Source organism: Alteribacillus sp. JSM 102045 (assembly GCF_041949975.1).
Taxonomy (GTDB): Bacteria; Bacillota; Bacilli; order Bacillales; family Marinococcaceae; genus Alteribacillus.
On sequence record NZ_JBHFQG010000025.1, the window covers coordinates 1 to 26,748 of the forward strand.

The 26,748-nt window shown below is 39.7% G+C and carries 20 protein-coding genes, 2 pseudogenes and 3 riboswitches; of the genes and pseudogenes, 10 read left to right on the forward strand and 12 right to left on the reverse strand.

What is annotated here, in order from left to right:
- Positions 1-367: 367 nt before the first annotated feature.
- A complete protein-coding gene (gene thiT, locus ACE1TI_RS15230; protein WP_375008428.1) occupies positions 368-937 on the reverse strand; it encodes an energy-coupled thiamine transporter ThiT in 570 nt (189 codons plus the stop codon).
- Between the two features lie 87 nt (positions 938-1,024).
- Positions 1,025-1,125: riboswitch (TPP riboswitch) on the reverse strand.
- Positions 1,126-1,355: 230 nt separating this feature from the next.
- Between thiT and ACE1TI_RS15235 the strand changes: the two genes are divergently transcribed.
- The 4 genes from ACE1TI_RS15235 (at position 1,356) to ACE1TI_RS15250 (ending at position 5,078) form a co-directional block, all read left to right on the forward strand.
- Positions 1,356-3,101, forward strand: a complete 1,746-nt coding sequence (locus ACE1TI_RS15235; RefSeq protein WP_375008429.1) for a carbon starvation CstA family protein — start codon at positions 1,356-1,358, stop codon at positions 3,099-3,101.
- 106 nt (positions 3,102-3,207) lie between these two features.
- Positions 3,208-3,474: a cory-CC-star protein gene (locus tag ACE1TI_RS15240; protein WP_375008430.1), complete on the forward strand. Its 267-nt coding sequence runs from the start codon at positions 3,208-3,210 to the stop codon at positions 3,472-3,474.
- Positions 3,475-3,542: 68 nt separating this feature from the next.
- A complete protein-coding gene (locus tag ACE1TI_RS15245) occupies positions 3,543-4,496 on the forward strand; it encodes an ArsA family ATPase (protein ID WP_375008431.1) in 954 nt (317 codons plus the stop codon).
- 24 nt (positions 4,497-4,520) lie between these two features.
- Positions 4,521-5,078 (forward strand): GNAT family N-acetyltransferase, encoded by a 558-nt coding sequence (locus tag ACE1TI_RS15250; protein WP_375008432.1) that lies wholly within the window; start codon positions 4,521-4,523, stop codon positions 5,076-5,078.
- On the opposite strand, the gene ACE1TI_RS15255 is transcribed toward ACE1TI_RS15250, so the two are convergent.
- Positions 5,073-6,386, reverse strand: a complete 1,314-nt coding sequence (locus tag ACE1TI_RS15255) for a hemolysin family protein (protein WP_375008433.1) — start codon at positions 6,384-6,386, stop codon at positions 5,073-5,075. The genes ACE1TI_RS15250 and ACE1TI_RS15255 overlap by 6 nt on opposite strands.
- A gap of 215 nt (positions 6,387-6,601) precedes the next feature.
- On the opposite strand from ACE1TI_RS15255, the gene ACE1TI_RS15260 reads away from it, so the two are divergent.
- Positions 6,602-7,327 carry a hypothetical protein gene (locus ACE1TI_RS15260; RefSeq protein WP_375008434.1) on the forward strand — a complete coding sequence of 242 codons (726 nt, stop codon included), beginning with the start codon at positions 6,602-6,604 and terminating at the stop codon, positions 7,325-7,327.
- A 255-nt stretch (positions 7,328-7,582) separates the two neighbouring features.
- Here the strand turns inward: ACE1TI_RS15260 and ACE1TI_RS15265 are convergent, their stop codons facing one another.
- The gene (locus ACE1TI_RS15265) at positions 7,583-10,834 is read right to left on the reverse strand and encodes a DEAD/DEAH box helicase (protein ID WP_375008435.1); all 3,252 of its coding nucleotides are present in this window, start codon (positions 10,832-10,834) and stop codon (positions 7,583-7,585) included.
- Between the two features lie 196 nt (positions 10,835-11,030).
- On the opposite strand from ACE1TI_RS15265, the gene ACE1TI_RS15270 reads away from it, so the two are divergent.
- Positions 11,031-11,654, forward strand: coding sequence for an HD domain-containing protein (locus tag ACE1TI_RS15270; protein WP_375008436.1), 624 nt, complete (start codon positions 11,031-11,033; stop codon positions 11,652-11,654).
- A gap of 199 nt (positions 11,655-11,853) precedes the next feature.
- On the opposite strand, the gene ACE1TI_RS15275 is transcribed toward ACE1TI_RS15270, so the two are convergent.
- The gene (locus ACE1TI_RS15275) at positions 11,854-12,273 is read right to left on the reverse strand and encodes an HAD family hydrolase (RefSeq protein WP_375008437.1); all 420 of its coding nucleotides are present in this window, start codon (positions 12,271-12,273) and stop codon (positions 11,854-11,856) included.
- Between the two features lie 76 nt (positions 12,274-12,349).
- The gene (locus ACE1TI_RS15280) at positions 12,350-12,472 is read right to left on the reverse strand and encodes an HAD hydrolase-like protein (RefSeq protein WP_375008438.1); all 123 of its coding nucleotides are present in this window, start codon (positions 12,470-12,472) and stop codon (positions 12,350-12,352) included.
- A gap of 387 nt (positions 12,473-12,859) precedes the next feature.
- Here ACE1TI_RS15280 and ACE1TI_RS15285 point away from each other — a divergent pair.
- A pseudogene (locus ACE1TI_RS15285) lies at positions 12,860-13,585 on the forward strand (SulP family inorganic anion transporter); the annotation flags it as partial.
- 302 nt (positions 13,586-13,887) lie between these two features.
- Positions 13,888-14,307 (forward strand): universal stress protein, encoded by a 420-nt coding sequence (locus ACE1TI_RS15295; protein WP_375008439.1) that lies wholly within the window; start codon positions 13,888-13,890, stop codon positions 14,305-14,307.
- Positions 14,308-14,364: 57 nt separating this feature from the next.
- Here the strand turns inward: ACE1TI_RS15295 and ACE1TI_RS15300 are convergent, their stop codons facing one another.
- Both ACE1TI_RS15300 and cudC read right to left on the reverse strand, forming a co-directional pair.
- A complete protein-coding gene (locus ACE1TI_RS15300; RefSeq protein ID WP_375008440.1) occupies positions 14,365-15,996 on the reverse strand; it encodes a high affinity choline transporter 1 in 1,632 nt (543 codons plus the stop codon).
- Positions 15,997-16,122: 126 nt separating this feature from the next.
- The gene (cudC, locus tag ACE1TI_RS15305; RefSeq protein ID WP_375008441.1) at positions 16,123-16,701 is read right to left on the reverse strand and encodes a choline uptake/conversion transcriptional regulator CudC; all 579 of its coding nucleotides are present in this window, start codon (positions 16,699-16,701) and stop codon (positions 16,123-16,125) included.
- Between the two features lie 284 nt (positions 16,702-16,985).
- Here cudC and betB point away from each other — a divergent pair, with 284 nt between their 5' ends.
- Positions 16,986-18,443, forward strand: a complete 1,458-nt coding sequence (betB, locus tag ACE1TI_RS15310; RefSeq protein ID WP_375008480.1) for a betaine-aldehyde dehydrogenase — start codon at positions 16,986-16,988, stop codon at positions 18,441-18,443.
- Positions 18,444-18,512: 69 nt separating this feature from the next.
- Positions 18,513-19,721 carry a choline dehydrogenase gene (gbsB, locus tag ACE1TI_RS15315; protein WP_375008442.1) on the forward strand — a complete coding sequence of 403 codons (1,209 nt, stop codon included), beginning with the start codon at positions 18,513-18,515 and terminating at the stop codon, positions 19,719-19,721.
- A gap of 68 nt (positions 19,722-19,789) precedes the next feature.
- Here gbsB and ACE1TI_RS15320 read toward each other — a convergent pair.
- The 5 genes and pseudogenes from ACE1TI_RS15320 to ACE1TI_RS15340 form a co-directional block, all read right to left on the reverse strand.
- Positions 19,790-21,040: pseudogene (locus ACE1TI_RS15320) on the reverse strand (transposase).
- 192 nt (positions 21,041-21,232) lie between these two features.
- A complete protein-coding gene (locus tag ACE1TI_RS15325) occupies positions 21,233-21,493 on the reverse strand; it encodes a hypothetical protein (RefSeq protein ID WP_375008443.1) in 261 nt (86 codons plus the stop codon).
- Between the two features lie 148 nt (positions 21,494-21,641).
- Positions 21,642-23,201 (reverse strand): Na+/H+ antiporter NhaC family protein, encoded by a 1,560-nt coding sequence (locus ACE1TI_RS15330; RefSeq protein WP_375008444.1) that lies wholly within the window; start codon positions 23,199-23,201, stop codon positions 21,642-21,644.
- Positions 23,202-23,297: 96 nt separating this feature from the next.
- Positions 23,298-23,473: riboswitch (Lysine riboswitch) on the reverse strand.
- 114 nt (positions 23,474-23,587) lie between these two features.
- Entirely contained in the window at positions 23,588-24,466 is an 879-nt protein-coding gene (locus tag ACE1TI_RS15335; protein ID WP_375008445.1) for a Cof-type HAD-IIB family hydrolase, read from the reverse strand.
- 205 nt (positions 24,467-24,671) lie between these two features.
- A riboswitch (purine riboswitch) is annotated at positions 24,672-24,770 on the forward strand.
- A 366-nt stretch (positions 24,771-25,136) separates the two neighbouring features.
- A complete protein-coding gene (locus ACE1TI_RS15340; RefSeq protein ID WP_375008446.1) occupies positions 25,137-26,720 on the reverse strand; it encodes a peptide chain release factor 3 in 1,584 nt (527 codons plus the stop codon).
- Positions 26,721-26,748 lie beyond the last annotated feature (28 nt).

Below are 26,748 nucleotides of genomic sequence, written 5' to 3' on the forward strand. Positions count from 1 at the left end.
ACCCTTATTACCACTTCCTGCATTCAACGGAAGGATTTGGTGGTCTTTGATAACAAAAAATTTTTTAAAGAAACTTTATTACCTTTTAACCACTGGTATATCAACCTTTCCGGAGGGAGTCTACGTGATTTCAACTGTTAACTTGCGGTTTTTTCCTCTAGTTCATCCCAATTGATTACTGATCTAGTTTTTAAGGTCATTTTTCATAACAAAGAATTTTTGACTGCTTCAATTTTCCTCAAATCTTTTGTTACCATATCACCGCAGGTCTGTTTACAATTTTGATAGCGCTTCCATATTAGTATATAAAAAAACCCCCGTCCCATGCACGGTAACGCGCTGAAGGAACGGAGGAACGATAAATATATTAAGCTGCTATTTGAGCTTTACGGCCCTCATAGAAAAATTGAGGACGGTATTTAGAAATAAGGATAACAACAAAGATAGTTATCAGCATTTCAGGTACAAGATAGGAAGCATTATACAATGCTGAATACGTTACAACAGGCATACCATCTGGAGCATATTCACTAAACCATATTAATCCAGCGTTGAAATGGTCCAGAAATCGAAGTAGTGTGCCAAAACCAACACCAATAATTATCATCGCTGCCGGTACTTGATTTTTAAATTGTTCTCTGTTCACAAATAATCCTGCAAAACCAAGGACCGCATATGCTATCGGATACTCCAGTACAAATTGAATAGGATGCACGATAACAGCGCCGAATAAAATCTGAAGAATTCCTGTAATGAATCCAGTCACGACACCGGCTTTCCATCCTCGGCGGAAAGAAATAATAAAAATCGGGACCATAACGAGCGAAATGGAACCGCCCATAGCCCACAGAGCACTAAATTCGATATAGCTTAATATAATAGCAAGTCCCGACATTAATGCAATTTCTAACAGAACTATCAGACGAGTGTTTTGCATAATAAAAAAATCCCCTTTCATTTCCACTGGGGAAGAGGGGATGGTGGTTGTAGTAAACAGCATAAAATTCCTGTCTGTGAGACAAGGTTGCTTGTCACACCACTTCCCTACGCTGGTCTTAGCCAGATCAGGTTCTAAGAGTTGAGACTTATGCCTCTCTCAGTCATTTGACACCCCTAGTGGAACTATTGTAATTTCTTTTAACTGTAGCACAGATTTCATTACTTGCAAACAATTAAAACGTATCCTATATGTTCCAATTTACTAATAAAATAAATTATTCGCAAAATTGCTCCTTTTCTTTTATAATCGAAGTGATACAGCATAAAATAGTACTAAGAAAGGAGGCGGAACGATCTTTTTTTGTAAGCGGTAACAGAAAAGCTTTTTAAAGACGGATGAAAGGGAGTGAACTGTTATGCCAGCTATTGTTTTAGCAATTATTGGATTAATTATATTTGCTCTTGGCTACCGTTATTATTCTAAATTTATAGCAGAGCGTATATATAGGCTTGATCCTAATTATCAAACACCAGCCCATCAATTCCGCGATGGAGTGGATTTCGTACCGACGAATAAATGGGTGCTCTGGGGGCACCATTTTACTTCGGTTGCGGGTGCAGCTCCTATTGTAGGTCCTGCAATAGCCGTTTATTGGGGTTGGCTACCTGCCTTTTTGTGGGTTGTATTAGGCACAGTATTTGCAGCCGGGGTTCATGATTTCGGGACACTTGTTCTATCTATCCGCAATAAAGGACAATCGATTGGAACGCTAGCAGAAAGAATTATCGGAAGACGTGCAAAGCTGTTATTTTTATTTATTATTCTAATATTAGTTCTTATGGTTAACGCAGTCTTTGCCTGGGTTATTTCTAATTTATTCATAACATTTCCTTCAAGCGTTTTAGCGGTGTTTATACAAATTCCGCTTGCCATTTGGATTGGTTACACGGTCAATAAAAAAGGTAAAAGCATGCTGTTACCTTCATTGACAGCACTGGCTGTAATGTATGCTGCAGCTGTTATAGCAAGCAGTATTCCAGCATTGCAAATCGATTTGGTAACATACTTTGGTGGAGAAGAAGCAACAGGTTTATTCGGGTTAGATGCGGTTTCATCTGCCTTTTTAATCTGGATCGCCATACTCATGGTTTATGTGTACATTGCTTCTATACTTCCGGTTTGGAAGCTACTCCAGCCTCGTGATTATATTAATTCTCATCAGCTGGTTGTAGGGCTCGCTATTCTGTATCTGGGCCTCTTTTTTACATGGCCGACACCTGAGGTTACTGCTCCAGCTACAAGAGAAGTGACTGACGTTTCTTGGTTCCCGCTTCTGTTTATAACTATTGCATGCGGTGCTATTTCAGGATTTCATGGTTTAGTTTCTTCAGGGACCTCATCCAAACAATTAAATAAAGAGACAGATGCGCGTTTTGTTGGGTATTTGGGAGCAGTTGGGGAAGGAACGCTTGCTCTTGTTACCATTCTTGCGGTGACCACATTCTTTGCTTCGTCAAGCGATTTTTTGTCCAGCTATGAAAGCTTTGATACAGCAAATGCTGATGGTTTGACTCACTTTGTTGGAGGTGCAGGTCAGCTTGCAACCGGACTTGGGCTGCCGGCAGGAGTAGCTGAAACCATTGTTGCAGTTATCGTTGTAAGTTTTGCTGCGACAACTCTGGACACATCGGTACGTTTAATGCGCTATATTATCTCAGAACTCGGACAGGAGTATAAAGCACCAGCTCTTACTAAAAAACATGTAGCAACCACTATAGCTGTGGGAGCAAGCGCATTCCTTGTATTGCTGCCGGGAGACCGTGGTTTTGGTTCAGGAGGATATTTACTGTGGCCATTATTTGGTACCTCGAACCAGCTCCTTGCAGGTATCAGCTTGCTTCTCATATCGATTTGGCTGCGAAGAAAAGGAAGAAACTTCTTGTTTACCTTTATACCAATGGTCTTCTTGCTCTTTATGACCCTGTGGGCTATGACAACTCAGGTAGTCTTCCAGTGGTCTGGTTTAGGAGATGGAGATACACAGATCCTACTGTTTGTTTTAGGAGCAATTATATTAGGATTCTCCGTATGGATTCTGCTTGAAGCTGTAGCGTTGTTCCGAAAAGAACCGCCAAATACTGAACCGGATAATGATAAATAGTATTTTAATGGTAAAATATTATTAACAATAGGGGCTTATCGAGTGGGCATTTCTGTTCGCCGGCAAGCCCTTTTTATCTAACGAGAATTAGATCGGAGGGAGCGAAATGGCGGATAAGAAAATGAACTTAAAAAAATTAATAGAATTTTATGATGAAGTGCTCCGCCTTCCTCATCGAGCAGAAATTAAACGGGAAATACGAGATGAAGACGATCTGTTTCTACTTTTATGTTTTTCTGAATTACTCGGCCTCCCAAACCCGGTTTCCTACTATACACTTGAACTGTATCCTGAAATGGTGGAAAGGTTTCACGAGTGGCACCTGCGTATGGGAATGGACAAGTCACCTCTAACCGGAATACGCTGCTGCTAACAAGAAAAACGGAGTATTCGGTATAACGGATAAACGTGGTTGCTCCGTTTTTGGAAAGGGATGAAACGATGGATAATCTGTTTAACTATAGTATTTTATTTTTTGGTGGTAAAGGCGGGGTAGGGAAATCGACATCATCTTCTGCTTTTGCGCTCACTGCTGCAGAAAAAGGGAAGCGCACCTTATTAGTTTCAACAGACCCTGCTCATAACCTGAGTGATCTGTTTGACTCAACAATCGGTGATGAACGAAAGCAGCTGACTGAAAATTTATGGGGAATGGAAATCAGTTCAGAAAAACAATCAAAAAGGTATATTAATCAAGTTAAAGACAACTTAAAAGGCCTGATTAAGTCTCATATGGCTGAAGAAGTTAATAGACAGATTGATATGGCAGCTGTGTCTCCTGGGTCGGAAGAAGCGGCACTTTTTGACAGGCTGGTTCAGATAGTGTTAGAAGAAAAAGAACATTTTGATATTATTGTATTTGATACTGCTCCAACCGGGCATACGGTGCGGCTGCTGTCTCTGCCTGAAATGATGGAAGCATGGATAGAAGGGATGCTTCAGCGAAGGCAGTCCATCAACGAAAATTACTCGCAATGGTTAAATGACGGAGAACCCGTTGATGATCCGATTTACAGGGTGCTTATGAATAGAAAAGACCGATTTTCGCAGGCAAGAAAAGTGCTGATGGACAATAAACGCACTGCTTATATTTATGTGCTTATGCCGGAAAAACTGCCTGTTGCAGAAACGAAGCGGGCTTTACAGATGCTAGAGAAGGCTAATTTAAAAGTTAATGCGCTGATAGTAAATAAATGTTTGCCAGAGCATGCAGGAGATAGTATATTTATTGAAAAGCGGAGAAAACAGGAAAAAGCCTACATTCAACAAATAAAAGAAGAATTTTCCGGCCGGCAGAAAATATTTTTGCCTTTATTGGAAGAAGATATCTCTTCCAGAAAGGCTCTTGAAAACATAAAAAATGAGTTTCATTACCCTACGATGAAAATAATGTAATGCAAGATCTAGTGTGATAAAGAAATGGGTGAAGAAAAGGTGTCGATAAGGTTCTTGCCTTTTGAGAGGGCAGATTTTGATCAATTAATTCAGTGGATTCCAGATGCAAGATTTTTGCTGCAATGGGGCGGGCCTCATTTTACATTTCCACTAAATGAATCACAATTAGAAGAATATATTAAAAATACCAATAAAACAGGAGCAAGCCGTTTTATTAATAAGGTTGTAGACAGTTCCGGGGTAACAGTAGGACATATTTCTCTCGGATCAGTCGACCGTCACAATAGGTCTGCAAGGATTGGCAAAGTATTGGTAGGCGAACAGAAAAATAGAGGACAGGGCATAGGAAGAAAAATGATCAAAGAAATATGCCATATTTCCTTTGATGAGTTGAACATGCACCGCGTTAGTCTTGGCGTTTGGGATTTCAATAAACCCGCTATTCGCTGCTATGAGAAGGCAGGGTTTGTTCATGAAGGCATTAAACGTGATTTGCGTCGTTTTGGTGATGAGTACTGGTCTTTATGTGAAATGAGCATACTTGAAGATGAATGGAAACTACAGAAGAAGACAACGTTATGAAGGGGACAAAGCTGCCTCTTCTTTTTTTATAGCTTCAATCATTCTAATTTGCTGTCCTTCCATTTCTCTTGGAATGAAACTCCATTCGCCGAATGTAATACTCTCTCCTTCTTTTACTTCCGGCTTTTCGGAAAGCACAAGCCCACCAATGGTGTCTATTGCTCCATCTTCAATATCAATTTCTAATAGTTCATTTACTTCCTCAATAAGTACTTTTCCATCAAGCATAAAGTTGGTCCCCGCATCGTTCAATTTTTGTACAAGGGGGTGTTCGTCTGAATCAAATTCATCACGAATTTCTCCTACAATCTCTTCAATAATATCTTCCACTGTGACAAGGCCGGCTGTTCCGCCATACTCATCAAGCAATATCGCTAAATGAATTTGTTCCTGCTGCATTTTTATCAAAAGTTTGGAAATGGGTGTAGAATCTAAAACTTGAATGACAGGCCGTGTATAAGTTGATATATCTACTTGATTCATTTTAACAAGGTCTCCAAAAACTTCTTTTGCATGCACCATGCCAGTGATATGATCCTTGTCACCATTTACAATTGGGTAGCGCGAATACCGTTCTGTTGTCATAATATTTAAGTTATCTTCTAAAGAAGCATTAAGAGAAAGTGTTACCATTTCCGTGCGAGGAATCATTATTTCTTTTGCCACACGATTATCAAACTCAAAAATCCGATTGACAAATTTATATTCAGACTGGTTAATTTCCCCTCTTTCATAGCTTTCCGATAGAATGATGCGAAGTTCTTCTTCTGAATGAGCCACTTCATGCTCCGATGCAGGTCTTACCCCAAAAAGCCGTGTAAAGGCTTGGGCAGAACCGTTCAATAACCAAATAAAAGGATACATAATGGTATAAAACCAAATAATAGGTTTTGAAAATAACAATGTAATCTGCTCTGCTTTTTGAATCGCAAAGGTTTTGGGGGCAAGTTCTCCAAGTACCACATGTAAGTAGGTCACCAAAAAAAATGCAATTGAAAAACTCAATATAGTTGTAACAGTACCGGGAAGATTAAAAGGCTCTAAGATAGGATGGAGCAGTCGTTCTATGGTTGGTTCACCTAACCACCCCAAACCGAGCGCGGTTATCGTAATACCCAGCTGACAAGCAGATAAGTATTCGTCAAGATTGGAGATTACTTTTTTAGCGGCCACTGCTTTCTTGCTGCCTTCTTCAAGTAATTGATCAATTTTTGATGTTCGTACCTTCACAATAGCAAACTCTGTTGCTACAAAGAATGCTGTTAATAGTATTAGGATTACAAGTAAAAACAAGTTAAGTGTTAACACAGCGCCACCCCCTTCTTAGACCTTTTCTTATCATTACACGTAAAAAGTATTTTACTCATAAGAAGTTTGGCACCAGGTGCAGGTGGTGAGTAGGAGCTGGAATGGAGGGGAGGAAGAGCTGAAAGTTGGGAGCGAAGCGCTGAAAAAAAAGAGGAGAATGCGGATGAATGAAGAAAAAGTATACGTACTTTTTTATGAAAGGAGTATTTTACTAAGTGATAATTAAAAAAAGAGAAATGCCTCTATCGTTAAAGAAACTAGAAGCTTTGGAACGAAGGCTTCCAAAAAAACGCCCTACGGTGGAGGTATTGGCCAGGCAAATGGCAGGGTTTAAAGGAGAATTAGCTATCGACTTTTCTCTTAGCTTCTTACCTTCCGAACATTATTGGTTTATTCATCATAAACGTAAACCCTTACCTATCGAAGCGTTAGTTGTGATGGCAAATGAACGTACAATCGTTCGACATGCCAGCGCCGCCTCTGCATCCTTTTCTGAAAAGATTATCCCCTGTGGCCGTATACCTAAATATATAATAAATATAGAACAAACCTATATTAAAGCCCATTATTCTGAGCGTGAACTTGAATCACTTTCTGAATTACTGTTAAAACAGCATCAAGAGCTGGATAATGATATCTTAAAGCAATTTCAAATTGATCGATCAGAAATTATCTCTGGAGTTCAGTGCCAAGTTTGCTCTCGTTATGCGATGGAATGGGATCGACGTAGATGGCAGTGCCCGTATTGTCGTTTTCGTATGTTGAATGCTCATGCAAAAGCTTTGGAAGACTATTCCCTTCTATTTTCCCCAACCCTCTCCAACCGTGATGCCCGGAAGTTTTTGCATCTCACTTCTCCCAATTATACTAAACACATTCTCCAAAGATGTTCGAAGAGTTTTATCGGCAAAACAAGAGAAAAAAAGTATTTACTTAGGTAATTATTGAAAGTGTTGGGGCTGTGGATTGGAGAGCTGAACCGAAAGCGAAGAGCTGAACCATAGGGAGGAAAAGCTGAAGACTGGAAGCGAAGAGTTGAAATAAAAGGGAGAAGAGCTGAAACAGGGCCGGAGAGAGCTGAATCTACAGCGAGCTGAGAACCGAACCGGAGACACAAAGAGCTGAACCTCGCAAAAAGAGTACTGAATATAAAAAAGAACGCCTCTCCTGTCTTAATAGAGAGACGATCATTGTTTCTACAGCTCCAAAATTTCCTTGATATCCTCTTCAGAAAGAGAAGACAAGCTGGTTTCTCCGGATTGAATCACCTGGTCGAACAAGGCTTTTTTCTTGTCTTGCAAAGACTGAATTTTTTCTTCGATAGTACCTTGAGAAATCATTTTAACAACTTGAACTACACGTTTTTGCCCGATGCGGTGAGCGCGGTCTGCAGCTTGGTTCTCTACTGCCGGGTTCCACCATAAATCAAAGAGAACGACGGTGTCTGCCCCTGTTAAATTAAGTCCCGTGCCGCCTGCTTTTAATGAAATAAGGAAAGCTTCTTTTTCGCCTTCATTAAACCGATCTGCCATTTGTACTCTTTCTTGGCTTGGTGTTTTTCCATCGAGATAAAAATACGTTAATCCTTCTTTTTCGAAAGCTTCACAAATAAATGAGAGCATGCTGGTGAATTGTGAGAACACCAGCACCCGCTGTCCGTTTTCCCGAGCGTCTTTCATAAAATTCATTAATTCTTCCAATTTTCCAGACCCGTCTCCGTAATCTTCAAGAAACATGCCGGGATGGCAGCACAATTGACGAAGCCTGGTTAAATTAGAAAGGATATTCATACGGTTTTGCTGAAATGTTCCTGATTGTAACTGAGATGCGGTCTCTTCTTTTATGCGGTTTAAGTAAGCAACATAGGTTTCTCGCTGTTTTTTAGTAAGGTCACAGTGTATAGTAGTTTCAATTTTATCTGGAAGCTCCGTCAGTACTTCTTTTTTTGTGCGGCGGAGAATAAAGGGTGAAACACGATGTCTAACACTGTCGGCAGGTAACGTTTTAAAAGTCTGAACATCTGGGAATAATCCCGGCATCAATATTGCAAATAATGACCACAATTCATCAATTTTATTTTCAATGGGGGTTCCGCTTAGCGCGAAGGCTTTTTCTGTTTGCAGTTTTCTTACAGCTCTAAATGTTTTAGAAGTATAATTTTTTAAAGCCTGAGCTTCATCTAAAATTAACCCATGAAAGAGAATATCTTCATAAAGCTCGATATCTCTTCGCACTAATGGATAAGAAGTTATAAAGACATCAGTGTTTTCTATATTTTTTATTTGCTGTTTTCGTTGTGCTTTTGTTCCATAGATAATTTGAACGTTAAGGTTCGGGGCAAACGTTTTTGCTTCCTTTTCCCAATTGTAGACGAGAGAAGAAGGTGCAACCACTAAAAAGGGAGGGGCATCCGGTCGTTGTTGTCTTTCTGATAAGATATAGGTTAAGGTCTGCAGTGTTTTGCCGAGCCCCATATCATCTGCCAAGATACCGCCAAAGCCGTATGCCGTTAATGCTTTCAGCCAATAAAAACCTTTTTCCTGATAATCCCGGAGTATATCCTGTAATTTTTCAGGCACAGAAGCTTCAAATTTTTCCGGGAACCGTATGTCTGTTAATAATTTTTGCACACTTTCATCTTTATGCCATTGTCTGCCCGTATTTAAATATTTATCGACTTGAAATGCCTTATAAGCAGGTAGTCGGAGGGTGTTTTGCTCTAAATCTTCTGGAGATGCTTCGGTTTCCTGTAACATCTCCTTAATTCCATTTAATACCTTATCGTCCAGGGAAACAAATCGACCATCAGCTGTTTTATGATACCGCTTCTTTTCTTTTAAAGAAGTCATCAATCTAAATAAATCATCTTCATTTAAATCATCGGTTTGAAAGGATATATCGAGCCAGCCTAATGACTCGTCCAAAGAGGAATCAATAGAAAAAGAAGAAGCAGGAACAAGTAATTTTTCTACGTCTCTGCTCATAAACACATCTGCTATTTCTTTCAGTTCTGGCAGAATGCTGGTGAGAAAATAAAAAATTGAATCTTCATCTGTTAGGGACAACGCTTCGCCATTCCAGTGAAACCCAGCAGATTCAATTAACTGAAGCAGCTCTTCTTCTTTTTTTGTTTCCCGAACAATTAAAACATCATCTTCAGAGGTGTTTCTCTCTTCTGTAACAGCGTGAAGAGAGTGAGATCCATAAGAAAATAGAGGTTCTGCTAATAGTGCATTCCCTTTTTTATCTAAATATATTTTCTTTTGAAGCGGATGCTCTTCCACATGCTGTTTTACATCGGCTTCCATCGTCAGCCTTCCTTGTTCTTTAAGCGAGCGTACCACATTAGAATATACTTGCTCTAACTCTGTTTTCTCTAATGGCAGGCGGCCTTTTGGTGTGTCCATTAGCATGTGGAACAACAGCTTCGTAGAATGATCCTTGTCATCTGATGTTTCATACAACCTGTCATTCCAAACGTAATATGGTGTTAGGCTTACTTTTCGCGGCGGGTATTGGAAAGAAGAGTAGGATAAAAAATAATTATCCCCTTCGCTGTTCAATTCAAATTTACCCGGCCACTGCTGTTTAATTACTAAGGGAACCGGACTCCCCACCGCAGGATTTATATATACATTCATGCAATGGGTCAGCGCATGGATCATTTGTTCTGCAGCAACAGGGGGGATGGTAATCACAGACTGTGATTTTTTTTCTGGATAAAAAAAGCTTGTTTGCCGCCCGGCCCATTTTTGATTTCGGATGATTTCTTCTAGCTGCCTCAGAGCGTTAAGATCTTCTTCTTCAAAATAATGATAAGTAGGATCAAACGTAAACTTTTTTGTGAAAGGCAGCAATGATCGTTGCCTCATTGCAGATAACAAACCCTCAATATCTTTGACTACATATAATTTATCTGTCCCTATTTTGAGTTCAATGGAAAAAAATTGTTCTTGCGGCTGGTAATAATCTGTGTGAAAAGTAAGCATATATTCTGCTTGTAATGCTTCTCCTACAGACTCAACAGTCTGCATGCGACCGGCGAAATAATCAACGAACAATTTTCGTAACGGAGCTGTTTTCTCCGTTTCGCTTTCCTGCTGTTTATGAATGGTCCTGGTTACTCGCTGTTCTCTTTTATTCTTTTGAGGAGAATCAGCAGCAGGAGATAATGAAATCAGTACAGCAGCAATATGTTTACATATATCCATACCGCCTGTGTGGGCAGGGCAGGTACATGAATATTCCTGTAATTCTCCATCTTCATGAAATAATAGCTGAACTTTGTATGGAAAGGAACCTGATACATTAGCCTTTATTTTTGTAAAAGATCCGGCTGTGTTATGAGAGATATCCTCTACCCTATCATCTTCCCAGTAAGATAATCCTCGTGAGTAGATGGTTCTGCCTGCTAAAGCACGAATCTCAGATTTTGTTAAATAGCGCAATGTTGGTCCTCCTTCGCATTTTATGCATAACTATTATTTTATCATAATTAACCTTTATTTATCGTTGGAAAGTTTTTTTAACCTGATAGTGTTTGTCGCGTGGATATTTGTACATAGGAGGTGGAAGGAAAACAGAGATCTAAAGTAGAAAAATTTATACAAAGCTGTTGATATATAAAGTAAGGTGGGTTTAACCATGACAGATAAAAACTACATCATTGAACAAGCGAAACAAAAAGCATGGGAGTTTTTTAAAGGAACAGACCCTGCCCATGATTACTGGCACACTCACCGCGTAGCGGCATGGGCTGTAAAACTTGCAGAAAAAGAGGGAGCGGATGTGTTTATTTGTGAACTCACAGCCTGGCTTCATGATCTTCCAGATAAAAAATTAAACCATTCGGAAGAAGAAGCCATTAATCATGTAGAGGATTGGCTGCAAAAATATCTTGAGAACGAAAAAGACATTGAACAAATTATAGAAATTATCGAAACGATGTCTTATAGAAATGGAGAGAACTCTTCTATAAGTTCTCTCGAAGGTCAGGTTGTCCAAGATGCGGACAGACTTGATGCCATAGGAGCCATAGGGATTGCTCGGGCCTTCGCTTTTGCAGGAGCTATAGGAGAACAACTGCATATACCAGCATCTCCAGATAAAGAAAAGCGTCAGACAGCGATTGAACACTTTTATGATAAACTGCTTCGATTAAAAGCTTTAATGAATACAGGAACTGCCATTGATATTGCTAACAAAAGACAACGTTTTATGGTCAGTTACCTCGAACAATTTTATAGTGAGTGGGAAGGAAAGCTTTAAAAACATGCGGGGCTGTCCCATAAGAAGGGTCGGCTAAATTTTTTAATTAACTCCAGCTGAAATACACGTAGTCTCCAGCGGGAAAAGCAACAGCTGAAGATCCCGGAGTGAGCGGTCTTTGCTCACGAGGAAGTTGAAGCGTTGCCTGCGGAAAGCGAAGTGTATTTCAGCTGTAAAAAACCTTTTGGGACAGCTCCTTTTATTTTTTAAGCTGCAAAAGATCGTTAGGAGTTTTCAGCATATGATCGGGATTTGATTTTTCCGGCTGAACGGCTCCCCATCCGGCTAGAGCAAATGCAACCCCAGCAGAATGGGCGCATTTTTCATCATGCAGCGTATCTCCTATATATACTGCTCTTTCAGCGGTTTCCCCGCTTTTTTGTAAATACGCCAGCAATGGACCGGGTGTCGGTTTATGTTTATCGGTATCATTCGCACAGGCAATATAATCGGCAAAAAGATGAAGCTTAAAACGTTCTACTTCGTCTGTGAATTCCTGTTTCGTTTCAGAAGTGACAATTCCAATACGGTACTTTTCTTTTTTCAGCTGTTTTAATGTATCGTAAATGCCGGGAAAACTTTCACAAGCTTCCGATGAGATTCCATTTAATGAAGCCATTCTTCACGGACTTTTCGTTTTTCACTCACTCAAAGGGCCTCTAATGCGTCATGTCCAGGAATCCCCAGAACAGGTTTCAGCTCGTCAAGAGTATAGTCAGCTCCAATTGCTTTTTAAGTGCTTGTTGAAGAGATTTAAAAATTGCTTTTTCCGTGTCTAAAAGCGTACCGTCTACATCAAAAATGAAAGATTGAAACATAATAACTTCCCTTCTACTAAAACGACTGTTCTTTATTATCTTCCCATAAAAAGTAAGAGCTAACCAACAGAGGTTAAGATAATTTTCATTTATGAAAGAAAAATGAAATAAAGAATATAGGTGAGAAAATAACATGAATGAAAGAGAATATGACTAATGACTTACGCTTACATACTAGTTGGTGCTATGGAAAATGTATGGTAAACTCCGTTTGTTCACAACGCCGGCTTTTGTAAAGGGCAAAAGCCAACATGCATTAATTAAAGGTGCGGATAAAAGAAACAGAACGGAGCGAATTCCCGCACAAAAAAAGTAGAAATAAGGGGAAAAGAAAAAGTGAATGCAGCAAAATAAAAAAATGAATGGTTTGGAAATGTCCGCGGAGACGTGCATGCGGGTATGGTTGTTGCTTTGGCATTAATTCCTGAAGCGATTGCCTTTTCCATTATTGCCGGATTAGATCCTATGGTTGGTTTGTATGCCTCGTTTTGTAATGCTGTCGTGAATGCATTTGTCGGAGGCCGTACTGGGATGATTTCGGGAGCAACAGGGGCAATGGCTTTATTGATGGTGACCCTGGTTGCAAATCACGGGCTTGAATACTTGTTAGCGGCAACTATTTTAACTGGTATTATTCAAATCGTTTTTGGGTTTAGTAATTTTATTCCAAGGTCAGTGATCGTTGGTTTTGTAAATGCTCTTGCGATCCTCATTTCATGTCTAAACTCGAACATTTTGAGGGCGAAGGCTGGATAATGTATAGTTTAGTCGGTATAACCCTGTTTATTATTTATGTGTTTCCTAAGCTGACAAAAGCTGTACCATCTACACTGGTAGCTATCATTATCGTAAGTACATTAGCTATTTTCATTGGTGCAGATGTACGCACAGTAGATTATAGGGAGCACTTCCTGATACACTTCCAGTTTTCTGCTGCCGGAAATTCCATTAACCTTTGAAACACTGATGATCGTATTTCCTTATGCTTTGGCGTTATCTGTTGTCGGTTTGCTTGAGTTTTTATTAACAGCAACTATTGTGGATGACAAGACAGACACGGAAAGTAATAAAGATAAAGAATGCCGCGGTCAAGCTGCCATTGGTATCTGTACTACTAAATTACCTAAAACAAGAATCAGAAACATTAAAAACACTCCGGCTACCAATGACGATAACCGGCCATTGCCGCCTGATTTCGCGTTAATAACGGATTGTCCAATTATCGCGCAGCCGGCCATACCGTCAAAGAAGCCTGTAACTACATTGGCGTACCCAGCTAATGAACAAATTAGAAGGTCTCTCATCAGGCCATTAAAGAGTATAAAAGTGCGCCAACCAGGCGCACTTTTTCCTTAATAAAAAAGACGATATAATAAGTTTAAGTTCTTAAGAGACCTAGAAGGGGAGAGAGGAATATGTATCAAAAAGTATTGCTTGCGGCAGATGGTTCAGAGCATTCGCTTCGTTCGGCAGATCATGCTATTGCTTTAGTAAAAGGAGAAAAAGAAGCCCACATTGATGTCATATATGTGGTCGATGGAGATAAATCTAAGTCTGATGTCCTTCACTATGGAAATACAGAGCTCATTCAATCGAAACGAAAAGAAAAGCTGGAACCGATAGAGCAAAAGCTTAAAGAAAATAACGTTCCACACGACATTCATTTAAAACATGGAGAACCGGGTCCAGCGATTGTGAAATTTGCGAATGACGGAGATTATGACTGCGTTGTTTTAGGAAGCCGCGGTTTAAATCAGCTGCAAACGATGGTTCTTGGTAGTGTCAGTCATAAGGTAGCAAAACGTGTCCAGTGTCCAGTTATGATCATTAAATAAAAGCTGCTCTGCATATAATAAGAGGGTGTCCTTTTTAGGGCACCCTCTTTTTTCCATTTATTCTTTTATTGGTTCATTATTTACGCGTTCATGAGGCATTAGTAACCGTTTCGGGGGGCATTTTTTCTTCGTGAATTCTGAAACGATAAAGATGGTAAGAAACGCAGCGACCATGGCCAGCGTACGGAATGGAAAGAGCACCAAACCGTCTTCTACCATTGGATATGGGAGAAAATAAGGAAGGTTTATCGCTGGTTCCCCGCCTCCGAGACGAAGGAAGGCCGCCATAGCAAACCCGGCAAGAGAACCATAAAAGTTAGCGTTTTTGTAAAACAGAGCCATTGTTAATTGAGGAAACAGCACACAATAAACAAGATCTGACGCCAGATACCATAGAGTATATACACTTCCTACATTCAAAGCAATAATCATGGCTGCTACTCCAATGAGGATAATAGTACGTTTAATAACTTTTTTAAGTTCATTCTGGCTTGCTTTTGGTTTGATTAAAGGACGATATATATTCCAGGAAGCCATAGAAGAAGCGGACAGGATGGAAGAGTCCATCGATGACATAACTGCCGCAGCCAATGCGCCTAAACCGAGAGCCGCTATAATTTCAGGCGTCAAAAAGCGCAGCACCTGCGGAAGTACCATCGCAGCTGTTTCTGGTGCTTCTGTTCCAAAAGCTGCCCAGTCCGCATTATGACCAATAATACCGATTAACACAGCAGGAAACGCTGCAATTAAACAAATAATACCAGCCAAAATAGATAGCCACATTGCCGTGTTTTCATTTTTAGCAGATAGAACCCGTTGAAAGTAAACCTGCCAGGCAATACCGCCAAATATAAGAAGCAGTGCATAATCCCACCAGTTCCAGAACCAATTTCCCCAATCGGGATGGTTCCAGCCGTCAAGTGGAGGAAAGAGATTGGCATACGTGTCAAAGTCAGCTTGGTAATTCGCCCAGTTCACACTTAAACTTCCGACATTTCCAAAGGCAAATGGAAGTACTAAAAATAAACCTATTAAAAGAATAGCCATTTGAAAAACATCTGTGTATGCAACGGCCCACATACCGCCAAATACGGTATAAGCGATCGCAATAATAGCTGAAATAATAATAGAGGTAGTGAAATCTAATCCTAAAATGGTACCAAAAGTCGTACCGAGTGCTGTCAATATCGCACCGCTCCAAAATAATTCACCGAGAAGAGCAGGAATATAAAGGATGCCAGCCATCTTGCTGCCAAAACGCTGTTCAAGCGGATCGATAATTGTCATAAATTCATAACGGCGCATTTTTCGAGCATAAAAAATACCACCTATAATTAAACTGAGAGCATAACCCCATGGAGCCTGAGCCCATACAATGCCGTCAGAGTAGGTGAATTCGGCTGTTCCATTAATATAACCGCCGCCAACCCAAGTTGCAGCCATGGTAAACATGGCAACTCCAAGAGGTATCCTCCGTTTGGCTACCATCATATCGCATAGTGATTCTGATTTTTTCGCGGCAAAAAAGGCACCTACATAATAAATAAGGGCGTAAAAGAACAACATAGAAATAAAGCCGCCCCAGACAATATCGCTGTCTGTTATGCCAACGTAGATGACAACTCCTAATATTAATAATGCAAACACAACGGTTTTTAACCATTTAGTACTTTTTTCTGTCACGAGCATCACTCCTACAGTCATATATTTCCTGAATTTTACCAATATTATGAAATTTATATCGTGCACATGTATCCTCAATTCTACATAAAGATTGCCGCTGCATCTTTGTTGATTTGGATACATGTTATTTTTCTATTTAAAATCTTTGTTGCTATTTTTTTCTTCCTCATCTACTGGAATTAAGTCAAATATTTCACCTGACTCTATCGTTTCAGTTAATTTTTCAAGCCAATTATAGTAAGCTTTCGATTTTTCAAGTGTTTGGTATGTCTCTTCTGCCTCTTCTTTTATTTCGTCTGAGATATTGTTGTCTACTAAGAGTTGAGAAAGCTGTGCTTGTGCTTCTCTAATGGAATTAAGATTTAATTTTACTTCTCGTTCCCATTTTTGAGTGAAAAAATTAGTGAAAAAACGAAAAAAGTCTTTTTCCGCTACATACGTTTGTTTTCTTTTTCCTCTTCGAAATGTTTTTTTTACAACATTAAATTCTTGAAGCTTTTTAACACCGGTACTCATACTTGGTTTACTCATCCCCAATTTTTCCCGCATTTCATCTAATGTCATATCGCCTTCGAGATACATGGTTCCATAAAGCGTTCCGACACTTCTTGTTACTCCGTACAGGTCCATGGTTTCGGCGATAGAGTCCACAACGAGATCTTTCGCATTATTAATGGACTTTTGTGCGTCTTTATTATAGGAATCTGACATTCAAATCCTCCTTTTATTTAAAAAATTAAATTCATTAAGTTTTTTCTTTACAATTGTCTATCATAACGTAATAAAAAATCTTGTCAAAGAAAAAATTTCTTTTAAATTTATTATTTCCCCAATACGACAGGGTTAGAGCTTATTTTAAAAAATTAAATTTATATTTTTCTTTGACAATACAAAATCCAGTTGTTAGATTAAAGTTATTCGAAACGTTAAATTTTTTTTTAACAAATTAAACAAAATTAATCATATGAGGAGGGGTACATTTGACTCTTAAAAGGATGTACATTGACGGAGCCTGGACGGAGGCCAAGTCAAAAGCTGTAAGAACCATTATTAATCCTTATAATCAAGAAAAAGTGGCGGAAGCTGCCGAAGGAAGTCGTGAAGATGCTAAAGCAGCTATTCAAGCAGCTCGTACTGCTTTTGATGAAGGCAGCTGGCCGGAAACTCTAGCTAATGAAAGAGGAGAGCTGGTTCAAAAAATTGCAGATTTCATCCGCCGAGATAAAGAAGAGCTTGCAGAACTAGAAACATTAGATACGGGCAAGACAATGGAAGAAAGCCGGGCTGATATGGATGATATTGCGAATGTATTCCAATATTTTGCCGGGCTTGCTGACAAAAACGGCGGGGAAGTGATTGCTTCGCCCATACCGGATTCAGAAAGTAAAGTAGTTCGTGAACCAGTTGGTGTTTGTGGACAAATTACGCCTTGGAATTATCCATTGCTTCAAGCAGCTTGGAAAATCGCTCCTGCTTTAGCTGCTGGAAATACAATTGTTGTAAAACCAAGTGAAATCACGCCTCTTACAACAGTAAAAGTTTTTGAACTTATGGAAGAAGCGGGACTTCCCAAAGGTGTGGCAAACCTGGTACTCGGAAAAGGAGCAGACGCTGGGGCAGAGCTCTCCAAAAATGTAAATGTGGATCTGGTTTCCTTTACGGGAGGAATCGAAACAGGAAAGAAGATCATGCAGGCTGCAAGTATTAATATGAAAAAAATTGCACTAGAGCTTGGCGGGAAAAACCCTAACATCGTGTTTGCAGATGCTGACTTTGAAACAGCTGTAGACCAAGCAATGAACGCAATCTTCTTCCATGCAGGTCAAGTATGTTCTGCCGGTGCGCGCTTAATTATAGAAGAAAGCATTCATGATGAATTTGTAGAAGAACTTGTCAAGCGTACTAAGAATATTAAACTTGGAAATGGCTTCGATGAGAGCATTCATTCTGGACCGCTAATTTCTGCAGAACATCGGGAGAAAGTAGAGAAATATGTAGAAGTTGGACAGCAGGAAGGAGCTAAACTCGAAATCGGCGGTAAACGCCCGGATGATCCTGAACTGCAAGACGGTTTCTTCTATCTTCCGACAATATTCACTAACTGCAAGTCAGACATGAGAATCGTTCAGGAAGAAATCTTCGGTCCTGTTTTAACGATTGAAACCTTTAACAGTAAAGAAGTAGCAGTTGAAATTGCTAATGATTCTATTTATGGACTTGCTGGAGCCGTATTTACGACCGATATTGATAAAGCCGAAGAAGTTGCTTCTAAACTCCGCATGGGCACAGTATGGATTAATGATTTTCACCCATATTTTGCACAAGCGCCATGGGGAGGATATAAGCAGTCAGGAATAGGCAGAGAATTGGGGCATATCGGTTTAGAAGAATATACAGAAGTAAAACATGTATTCCGCAACAAAAAACCAGAACCTATTCACTGGTTTAAATAAATAATCACTTGCATATAGTCACAATCATACAAATCACAAATTAACATTTATAAATAGGAGGATGTCATTATGAGTCTTAATATGAAAGTAGAACACATGTTAAATTATCATACATTTGAAATTCCAACAGCTATCAAGCATGGAATTGGTTCGATCAAATACATTGGAGAAGAAGTGAAGTCACTGGGAGCAAACAAAGTACTTCTTGTTACAGACCCAGGAATTTACAAGGCAGGAGTTATAAACCCAGTTGTTGAAAATCTTGAAAAAGCTGGTGTTGAAGTAGTTGTCTTTAATAAAGTAGAGCCCAACCCTCCAGTGCGTTTGATTGGGGAAGGTTCTAAAGTATATAAAGAAGAAGGTTGTAATGGTCTTGTTGCTGTCGGCGGCGGAAGCTCTATGGATACCGCAAAAGCTATTGGTGTAGAAGCAACACACGAAGGCACTGTCCTTGATTATGAAGCAGCTGAAGGCAAAAAGCCGCTTGAAAACCGTATTCCACCGCTTACTACTATTCCTACTACTGCAGGTACTGGTTCTGAAGTAACGCAGTGGGCGGTTATTACAGATGAAGAGCGTGAATTTAAATTTAACACAGGCGGACCGCTAATTGCAGCTCATCTTACGATTATTGATCCTGAGCTTCATGTATCCATGCCGCCACATGTAACAGCAATGACAGGTATTGATGCGATTGCTCACGCTGTAGAATGCTATACAATGAAGTTTGCACAGCCTGTTACGGATGCGGTAGCTCTGATGGCTATGGAATATGCTGCAAAATATATCCGTCGCGCATATGCTGATGGCACAGACCTTGAAGCACGCTACGGAATGGCTCAAGTAGCTATGCTTGCCGGTCTTTCTTACGGAAGTGAATCCGCAGGTGCTGCACACGCAATGAGCCAAACATTAGGTGGAATCATTCCAGTAGCCCATGGTCAGTGCGTAGCTGCTATGATAGGGCCTGTAATGGAATATAATTGGAAAGGTGCACCAGATCGTTTTGCACGCATTGCACAGGCGTTTGGTATCGACACTTTCCACATGACTACTGAAGAAGCTGCGAAAGCTGCAGTAAACTGGATGTATGATCTGGTTGAAGACCTTGACATTCCTAATTTAGAAGAGCAAGGAGTAAGCAGTGACATGGTAGAGCGTCTTGCAAAAGAAGCTCAAAATGATCCGCAAACAGTAGGAAATCCTCGTGATATGACTGTGAAAGATTATGAGTGGATCTACAAGCGCTGCTTTAACCTTATTCCAAAAACTGTTTAATGAAAGGCTAATGGGGCTGGGACATAACTAGTCCGAAATAGTAAAAAAAGATTCCGATTATCGTTTTTTTATAATCGGAATCTTTTTTGGTTATTATTCAGGGGTCCATGATGTATGGAGGCGGTATACTTTCTCAAGTTCACCGCCATAAATGCAAACCCTAACTCATTTTCTACTTTTTCCTTGCCTCTCACCGACATTCGAGTGAAACGCAAATTAGCCTTCAAAAATCCGAAGACTGGCTCGACATCTATCTTACGCTTACCATAGATTTCACCCGTTTTCGTTTCCGAAAGCTTTTCTCTCATATATGCTTTTTGGCTTTTTGGTTTTCCCATTTTTCATTGTAATAAACTTTTCGATTCTTTCCTTCCTTTGCCTTCGTACATTGGGCTCGTAATGGACAACCGGAACAGTCTTCACATTCATAGACCTTAAATGTTCGTTGAAATCCTGCTTTATCCGTTCGGTTTGACATATAGCGAAAGCAGTGTTTTCCCATTTGGACAGGTCAATGAATCGTCTTCTTGATCATAGTTGGCCACGTTAAAAGGATCTTTCTTATATTTCTTTTTCTTCTCTTTACGATACAAGTTGTACGTGATGAGTGGCGTACGTTTTCGATGGTTTAGAATATCTTCATAATTCTGTTCACTGCCATAACCGGCGTCAGCGACAATGTACGTTGGCAACTGAAAAAAGCCTTTCTCAATCTTATTTAGAAATGGGATGAACGTTCGTGGAACCGGCTTTGAGTTGACCATTTCTCATATAGTCATCTTTCATTCGCATAAAAGTGGCATCATGATCCGTTTTAGAATAACTATTGCGATCCCCAAATATAGCCATGTCTTTTTGGTATTTTTGTTTACGCACTGCCAAACAAACGTAAACTTATTGGCATTCGCTTCAATGTTGGTACCATCAATAAAAATCGCTTCTTCCTCAATCAATTTTTCCTGTACAAGCTGACAACGAAATTGGACAAAGCACTGACGCAGGAGCTCTTTAACCTGTGGATGGACACGAAAACGATTAATCGTACGGTAACTTGGTTCATACCCTTGAGCTAACCACATCATACGTACACTATCTTTCAATAATCCTTCAATCTTTCTACCAGAGAAAACGGATTGCGTATAAGCGCATAAAATTACCTTCATCATCATTCGCGGATGATAAGCCGGACAGCCTGTTTTACGCAAAAATCCAGTGAATGCTTCATCCGGAATACTCTCTACGACATCGTTGACGGCATAGCCTATATCATTTTCTTGAAGTTTTATTTCTAAATCTAACGGCAAAATGACTTGATTCAATGTTTAAACATAAGGATACCTCCGATACTGTTTTTGTGTGGTTGCTTTAACTTTATCAGAAGGTATCCTTTTTGCGTACTTCATTTTAGAATTTTATTAAAAAAAAGAGTGGTACTCACCAACGTATTGGCGAGTACCACTCTTTTTAATTACTGGGTTTTGTCCCGGTCCCATTTTTATTCTAAAAGAGAACTAGGGAGATCGTGTTTCCTGCCCACCGCGTAGAAGGAAATCAATCAGACTCCCTGCAATCATCCCAAAAAAGATATCTGTGATATCCAAGATCTCTCCAGCAATTCCATATAATAAACCGATGCCGCCAAAAATAATAGTATAACGGACTCTCATTAAAGTATTGAAATAAGGAAAGGATGCTTGCAAACTTTCTAAAAAAAATGGAGAAAAATAGACGGCTACAATTATAATAACAACGATAATAAATAAGACTTCCATAATTCATGCCCCCCACAAAATGTAAATGACGTGTCACATACCTTACTTTCTCTTTTTCCGTTCTATCCCTTTCTTAAACAGTATAAAAATAAAAAAACGCCCAAAGCATTAATGAGCTTTGGGCTATTATATGACAATTGAATATATATTATCCTTTATTTTCGGCGGCTATCGGTTTGTTGTTTATTTTAAAGAAAAGAGCAATAATTACAGTTATGAGAACGGCTGCGGCCAGGCCTGCAAGAGTACTTCCGGTTGCTCCGAGGATAAGATAACCAGCAAATGCTCCAACTGCAGAGAATACAGCGTAAGGAAGCTGAGTAATAACGTGATCGATATGATGACTTCCGGCCCCTGTAGAGGACAAAATAGTCGTGTCAGAAATAGGGGAGCAGTGATCACCCAAAATGGAACCTGCTAATACTGCTGCAAGCATTGGCAGAATTAAAGAAATATCCAAAGCCGCTGCTATTTCACCAGCAATAGGAAGTAAAATGGAAAATGTACCCCACGATGTGCCGGTAGAAAATGCCATAAATCCTGCTAGTAAAAACAGAAGGGCAGGAAGCAGGAATAAGGGAATAGTTCCATCGATGAAGTCCGCTAAATATTGGCCAGTGCCTAATTCATCAATAATACTTACAATAATCCAAGCGAGAATTAAAATATATATCGCAGGGAGCATCGATTGAATCCCAGCAAAAATAGTTTTCATAAAGCTATTAGCAGCGGGACGCTTTGTGAAAGTGAGCAGCACAGTGACACCAAGGCCAATTAACCCACCGTAAACGAGAGAGCTTGCTACGTCGGTTTCTGCAAAGACCGATAAAGCTGTCACTTTATCAGCTGTTTGAGCGCCTGTTACAATCATAAAGACAATAGTACTGACAATAAGTACTAGTATGGGTATGATTAAATCACGTACTTTTCCTTTGTGTTCATCGAGCTGTTGGGATTGTTCACCAGGGACACCCGAACGATCTGGGTCAAGTACTTGACTATGCAGGATCGCACGTTTTTCATGAGTACGCATCGGCCCAAAATCTAGTTTCCAAACAATAACGAGAAAGACGAATAATAGGGCAGTCATAGCATAAAAGTTCATAGGTACCATATAAAGGAAAGCTTGAAGGCCACCATATTGTGTCTGTCCGTGACTTCTGAGAATATCGGCAATGATTGTAATAATATAGGCTCCCCAGCTGGACAGCGGAGCAATGACACAAACTGGAGCGGCAACAGAATCGACGATATAAGCAAGCTTGGCTCGTGAGATTTGATGCCTGTCTGTTAGCGGTCGGCTTACCTGACCGACTGTTAAACTGTTAAAATAATCATCAATAAAAACAAGGATACCAAATAGCAAGGTTACAAGCTGAGCTCCAATCCTCGTTTTCACACGTTTTAATGCCCACTCTCCAAAAGCTCGGCTTCCACCTGAAAAACTTATTAGAGCTGCCATTACGCCGAGAATCAATAAAAAGAAAATAATGTATAATTCCCAGTCATTAATAGCTCCTTCTACTACAAAAATGCCGGCAAATATTTCCAAAATAAGGGCAGCTCCTTCGGTGACGGACCAATCGCTGAGAATTAGCGCACCGATAATAATCCCAACGCCTAGAGAAGGAAGAACCTTTCTTGTCGCAATAATCATTAATAAAGCGATAATGGGAGGAAGCAGCGACAGAATCGACGGCTCATTCATAATAGCTAATCTCCTTTCTATTTCATTATTTATTCTAAAGCTTATGCAAAAAACCTGCCTGGATTCCATCGCCAGGCAGGTTATAACGGTATCCCGTTTCATAGTAGTCCTCCACGACGAATGCATCGTGACAGTCTTGCACTTGTTTAATGCAAGCCCAGCCGGTAAGATATGACGACCTTTTCCGGCTTCGGCAAATGAACCTTTCCATCTCTGATCGTCGAAGTCATCTCCCAGATCGTACTCATTTCATTCGCGCCTCTACCTCATCAAGCGGGATGAGGTTATATTTACTTTTTGATAATAGCAGCTAAGCTTTTCTAATAACCACGGGAAATTATATCAGCAGTAAGCACAGAAGGCAACTTGTTTTTTAATGCCATTTATTAGGTTCGTGCAGAGGACTTTAATATAAATTTTTCAATAGCCTGGGCAACTCCGTCATTATCATGGTGGGTCGTTTCATGGGTTGCTACTCTTTTTACATCTACTTCGGCATTACCCATAGCAATACTTGTCGCCGCAGCATTAAATAGCGGGAGGTCATTATAATTATCCCCTATTGCAAAAGTTGAACCTATATTTAAACCTGCGTGCTCTACGATGTGCAGAAGTCCTTTGCCTTTTTGGGTATCAGGATGCATAATTTCCAGATTATCACGGCCTGAAGAGGTGATAAGTATATTATGTTTATCTCCCCAGGCCTTCCGGCAAGTCTCAAGTTTCTGTTCAAGCATAGAGACAATTAGAAATTTGTAAACGGTAAGATCCTGCTTAACAATCATAATTGGAGAGCTTAGCTCTTTCATATTTGCTTGTCTGTGGTGTCCGTCTGCCCTGCGGCGGATTGCTTCTTTCATTTCTTCTCCGCCTTCTTTATCCTGTGTATATATTTCCAAGTCATTCATAAAAAACTCTCGAGATCGTGAAGGGGAGAATAATCCTTTATCGGTATAAATGTGAAAGTAATATTCGTTTTCATTCAGCCATTCTATCAAATTGGCCGATTCCTCCTGTCCCATATAGGATTCTTGAATAGCTTCTCCTTCCCAAAATACTCTGGCTCCATTTAAAGAAACGACTCCATCTGGCGTTATATTGACGTCTCCTAGTAAACGATTTACGTCCGGCAGCCCCCGTCCAGTTGCAATGATAACTTTATGTCCTTGTGCTTGAAGTGCTCGGAGTGCTTGTGCATTTTTTTCTGATATAAACCCTTCTGAGTTTAAAAGGGTCCCGTCCATGTCGATTGCTACTACATTCATGGTTGTCACCTCAGTTTAAGTCTGTATTAAATTAAGTTCTTTTGCTAGTACCTCAGCTTTTAAGAAAGAGTTTTTTCTACCAAAAACGAGAATATTATGTACTTTTTTTCTCATTTACATTAGGGTAACACGAATTGAACTAGAAGAGGTAGTTTACTTTTCTTTTGTATGGACGTTATTTCTCTTCTTATATAATAACGTTAGGTGAAAAAGGAAAATGTTTGCTCGTATATCCTGAACAAGAGGGTTCAGGGTTTTTACAGGAGCAGATACTACCCCTGCTACGAGTCTCTTTTGAATATGGAAGTAATTTGGAAATGATTTGTGGCTGTTTTACTTGTGACTGGTAAGTTGAAGGTGCAATAGTGGAAATTTATCGCATTAATTGGTGATATAAGAAGAATTCTTCTGAAAATGCAGAAACCGAATGGCAGATTTTTTTAAGAAAACGAAGACATGACTATTGATAATATTATGGAAGCTATTAAGAAACGGTTAGAATAAAGAAGAAAGGAAGATGCGAAATCGCTAAAGAAGAATGTATTCCATTTGGATGGCATTACATTTAACAATGCATTACTTAGTATTTTGGTATATTTGGAAGATTTTTAGAAGGAGTCCTGAAAGTCCATAAAAAAACACTGCAGCCATTAGGCCGCAGTTCAATATCTTATTTCATATAAGAATTTTCATAAAAAGTCAATTTTGGATATTTGTCTTTTGTCATATTCATTTGAAATTCGTTATCGAACAAAGCGACAATTCTTCCATCTCTGTCTAACGCCAAGTTTTTCTGGCGCTTTTTAAAAGTTTCTAATTCCTCTGGCTCTCCATTTACCCATCGTGCAATGGAAAAAGGAAGCTTTTCTAGACGAATATCCGCATTATATTCATTTTTTAAACGATATTCCATAACTTCAAATTGTAAAACCCCTACAACGCCAATAATCTGCTGTTCTGGGTATTTGTTGTATGTTTGAAATAATTGCACAGCACCTTCTTCAGTCAGTTGCTGTAAGCCTTTTTCAAACGATTTGTGTTTCATGGCATCTTTCACCGATATAGCTGCAAAATGTTCTGGAGAGAAGTGGGGCATTTCATCGAATTGAAAATCGCTGCCATCAGCAAGTGTATCTCCGATTCGAAAGGTCCCCGGGTCGTACAAGCCAATAATATCTCCAGCATAGGCTTCTTTTACAATATTACGATCCTGGGCTAAAAATTGAGTAGGCTGTGCCAAACGCATTGTTTTGTTAAGACGGACATGGTTTACTTGCATACCTTGTGTGTATTTCCCGGAAGTGATACGTAAAAAAGCTATACGATCACGATGTTTCGGGTTCATGTTTGCTTGAATTTTAAACACAAAACCAGAAAACGTTTTTTGTACCGGTTCAATAAAACCTTGGTCACTGTCTCGGCCTACAGGTGTTGGGGCCAAATTTAAAAAGTGTTCTAAAAAATTCTGGACCCCGAAATTAGAGATCGCACTTCCAAAAAACACAGGAGTTAATTCGCCGTTTTTAATTTTAGGTTCATCGTAGGGATCACCAGCTACGTCCAAGAGCTCCATTTCTTCTCTAAATTGGGAAAGTAAAGACGGATCAATTATTTCATCAAGCATTGGATCATCCGGACCAATCGTTTGCTTAATCTCAACATGAGATGGGTTATCTGCGTTATATAATTCTACTTTTTTTGAGTGACGGTCATAAATACCATAAAAGTCCATTCCCATCCCGATTGGCCAATTCATAGGGTAGGAACGGATCCCAAGTAAGTTTTCCATTTCTTCCATTAATTCAAATGGATCTCTTCCTTGCCGGTCTAATTTATTAATAAATGTAAATATAGGAATACCCCGCATGCTGCAAACCTTAAATAGTTTTTTTGTCTGAGCCTCTACCCCTTTTGCTGCATCAATAAGCATCGTAGCAGAGTCAGCAGCTGTTAGAGTACGATAGGTGTCTTCACTAAAATCCTCGTGCCCAGGAGTGTCTAGTATATTGATTTGATGATCTTTATAATGGAACTCCATTACAGAGCTGGTAACTGAAATACCGCGCTGTTTTTCAATTTCCATCCAGTCACTCGTGGCGTGCTTCGTGTTTTTCTTACCCTTTACTGTTCCAGCCTCGTGTATGGCCCCTCCAAAATAAAGAAGCTTTTCAGTTAAAGTGGTTTTCCCGGCGTCAGGGTGAGATATAATGGCAAACGTTTTTCGAGATTGTATTTCTTCCTCAAGCTTACTCATCTATAGATTCCTTTCTCTTACATAATCA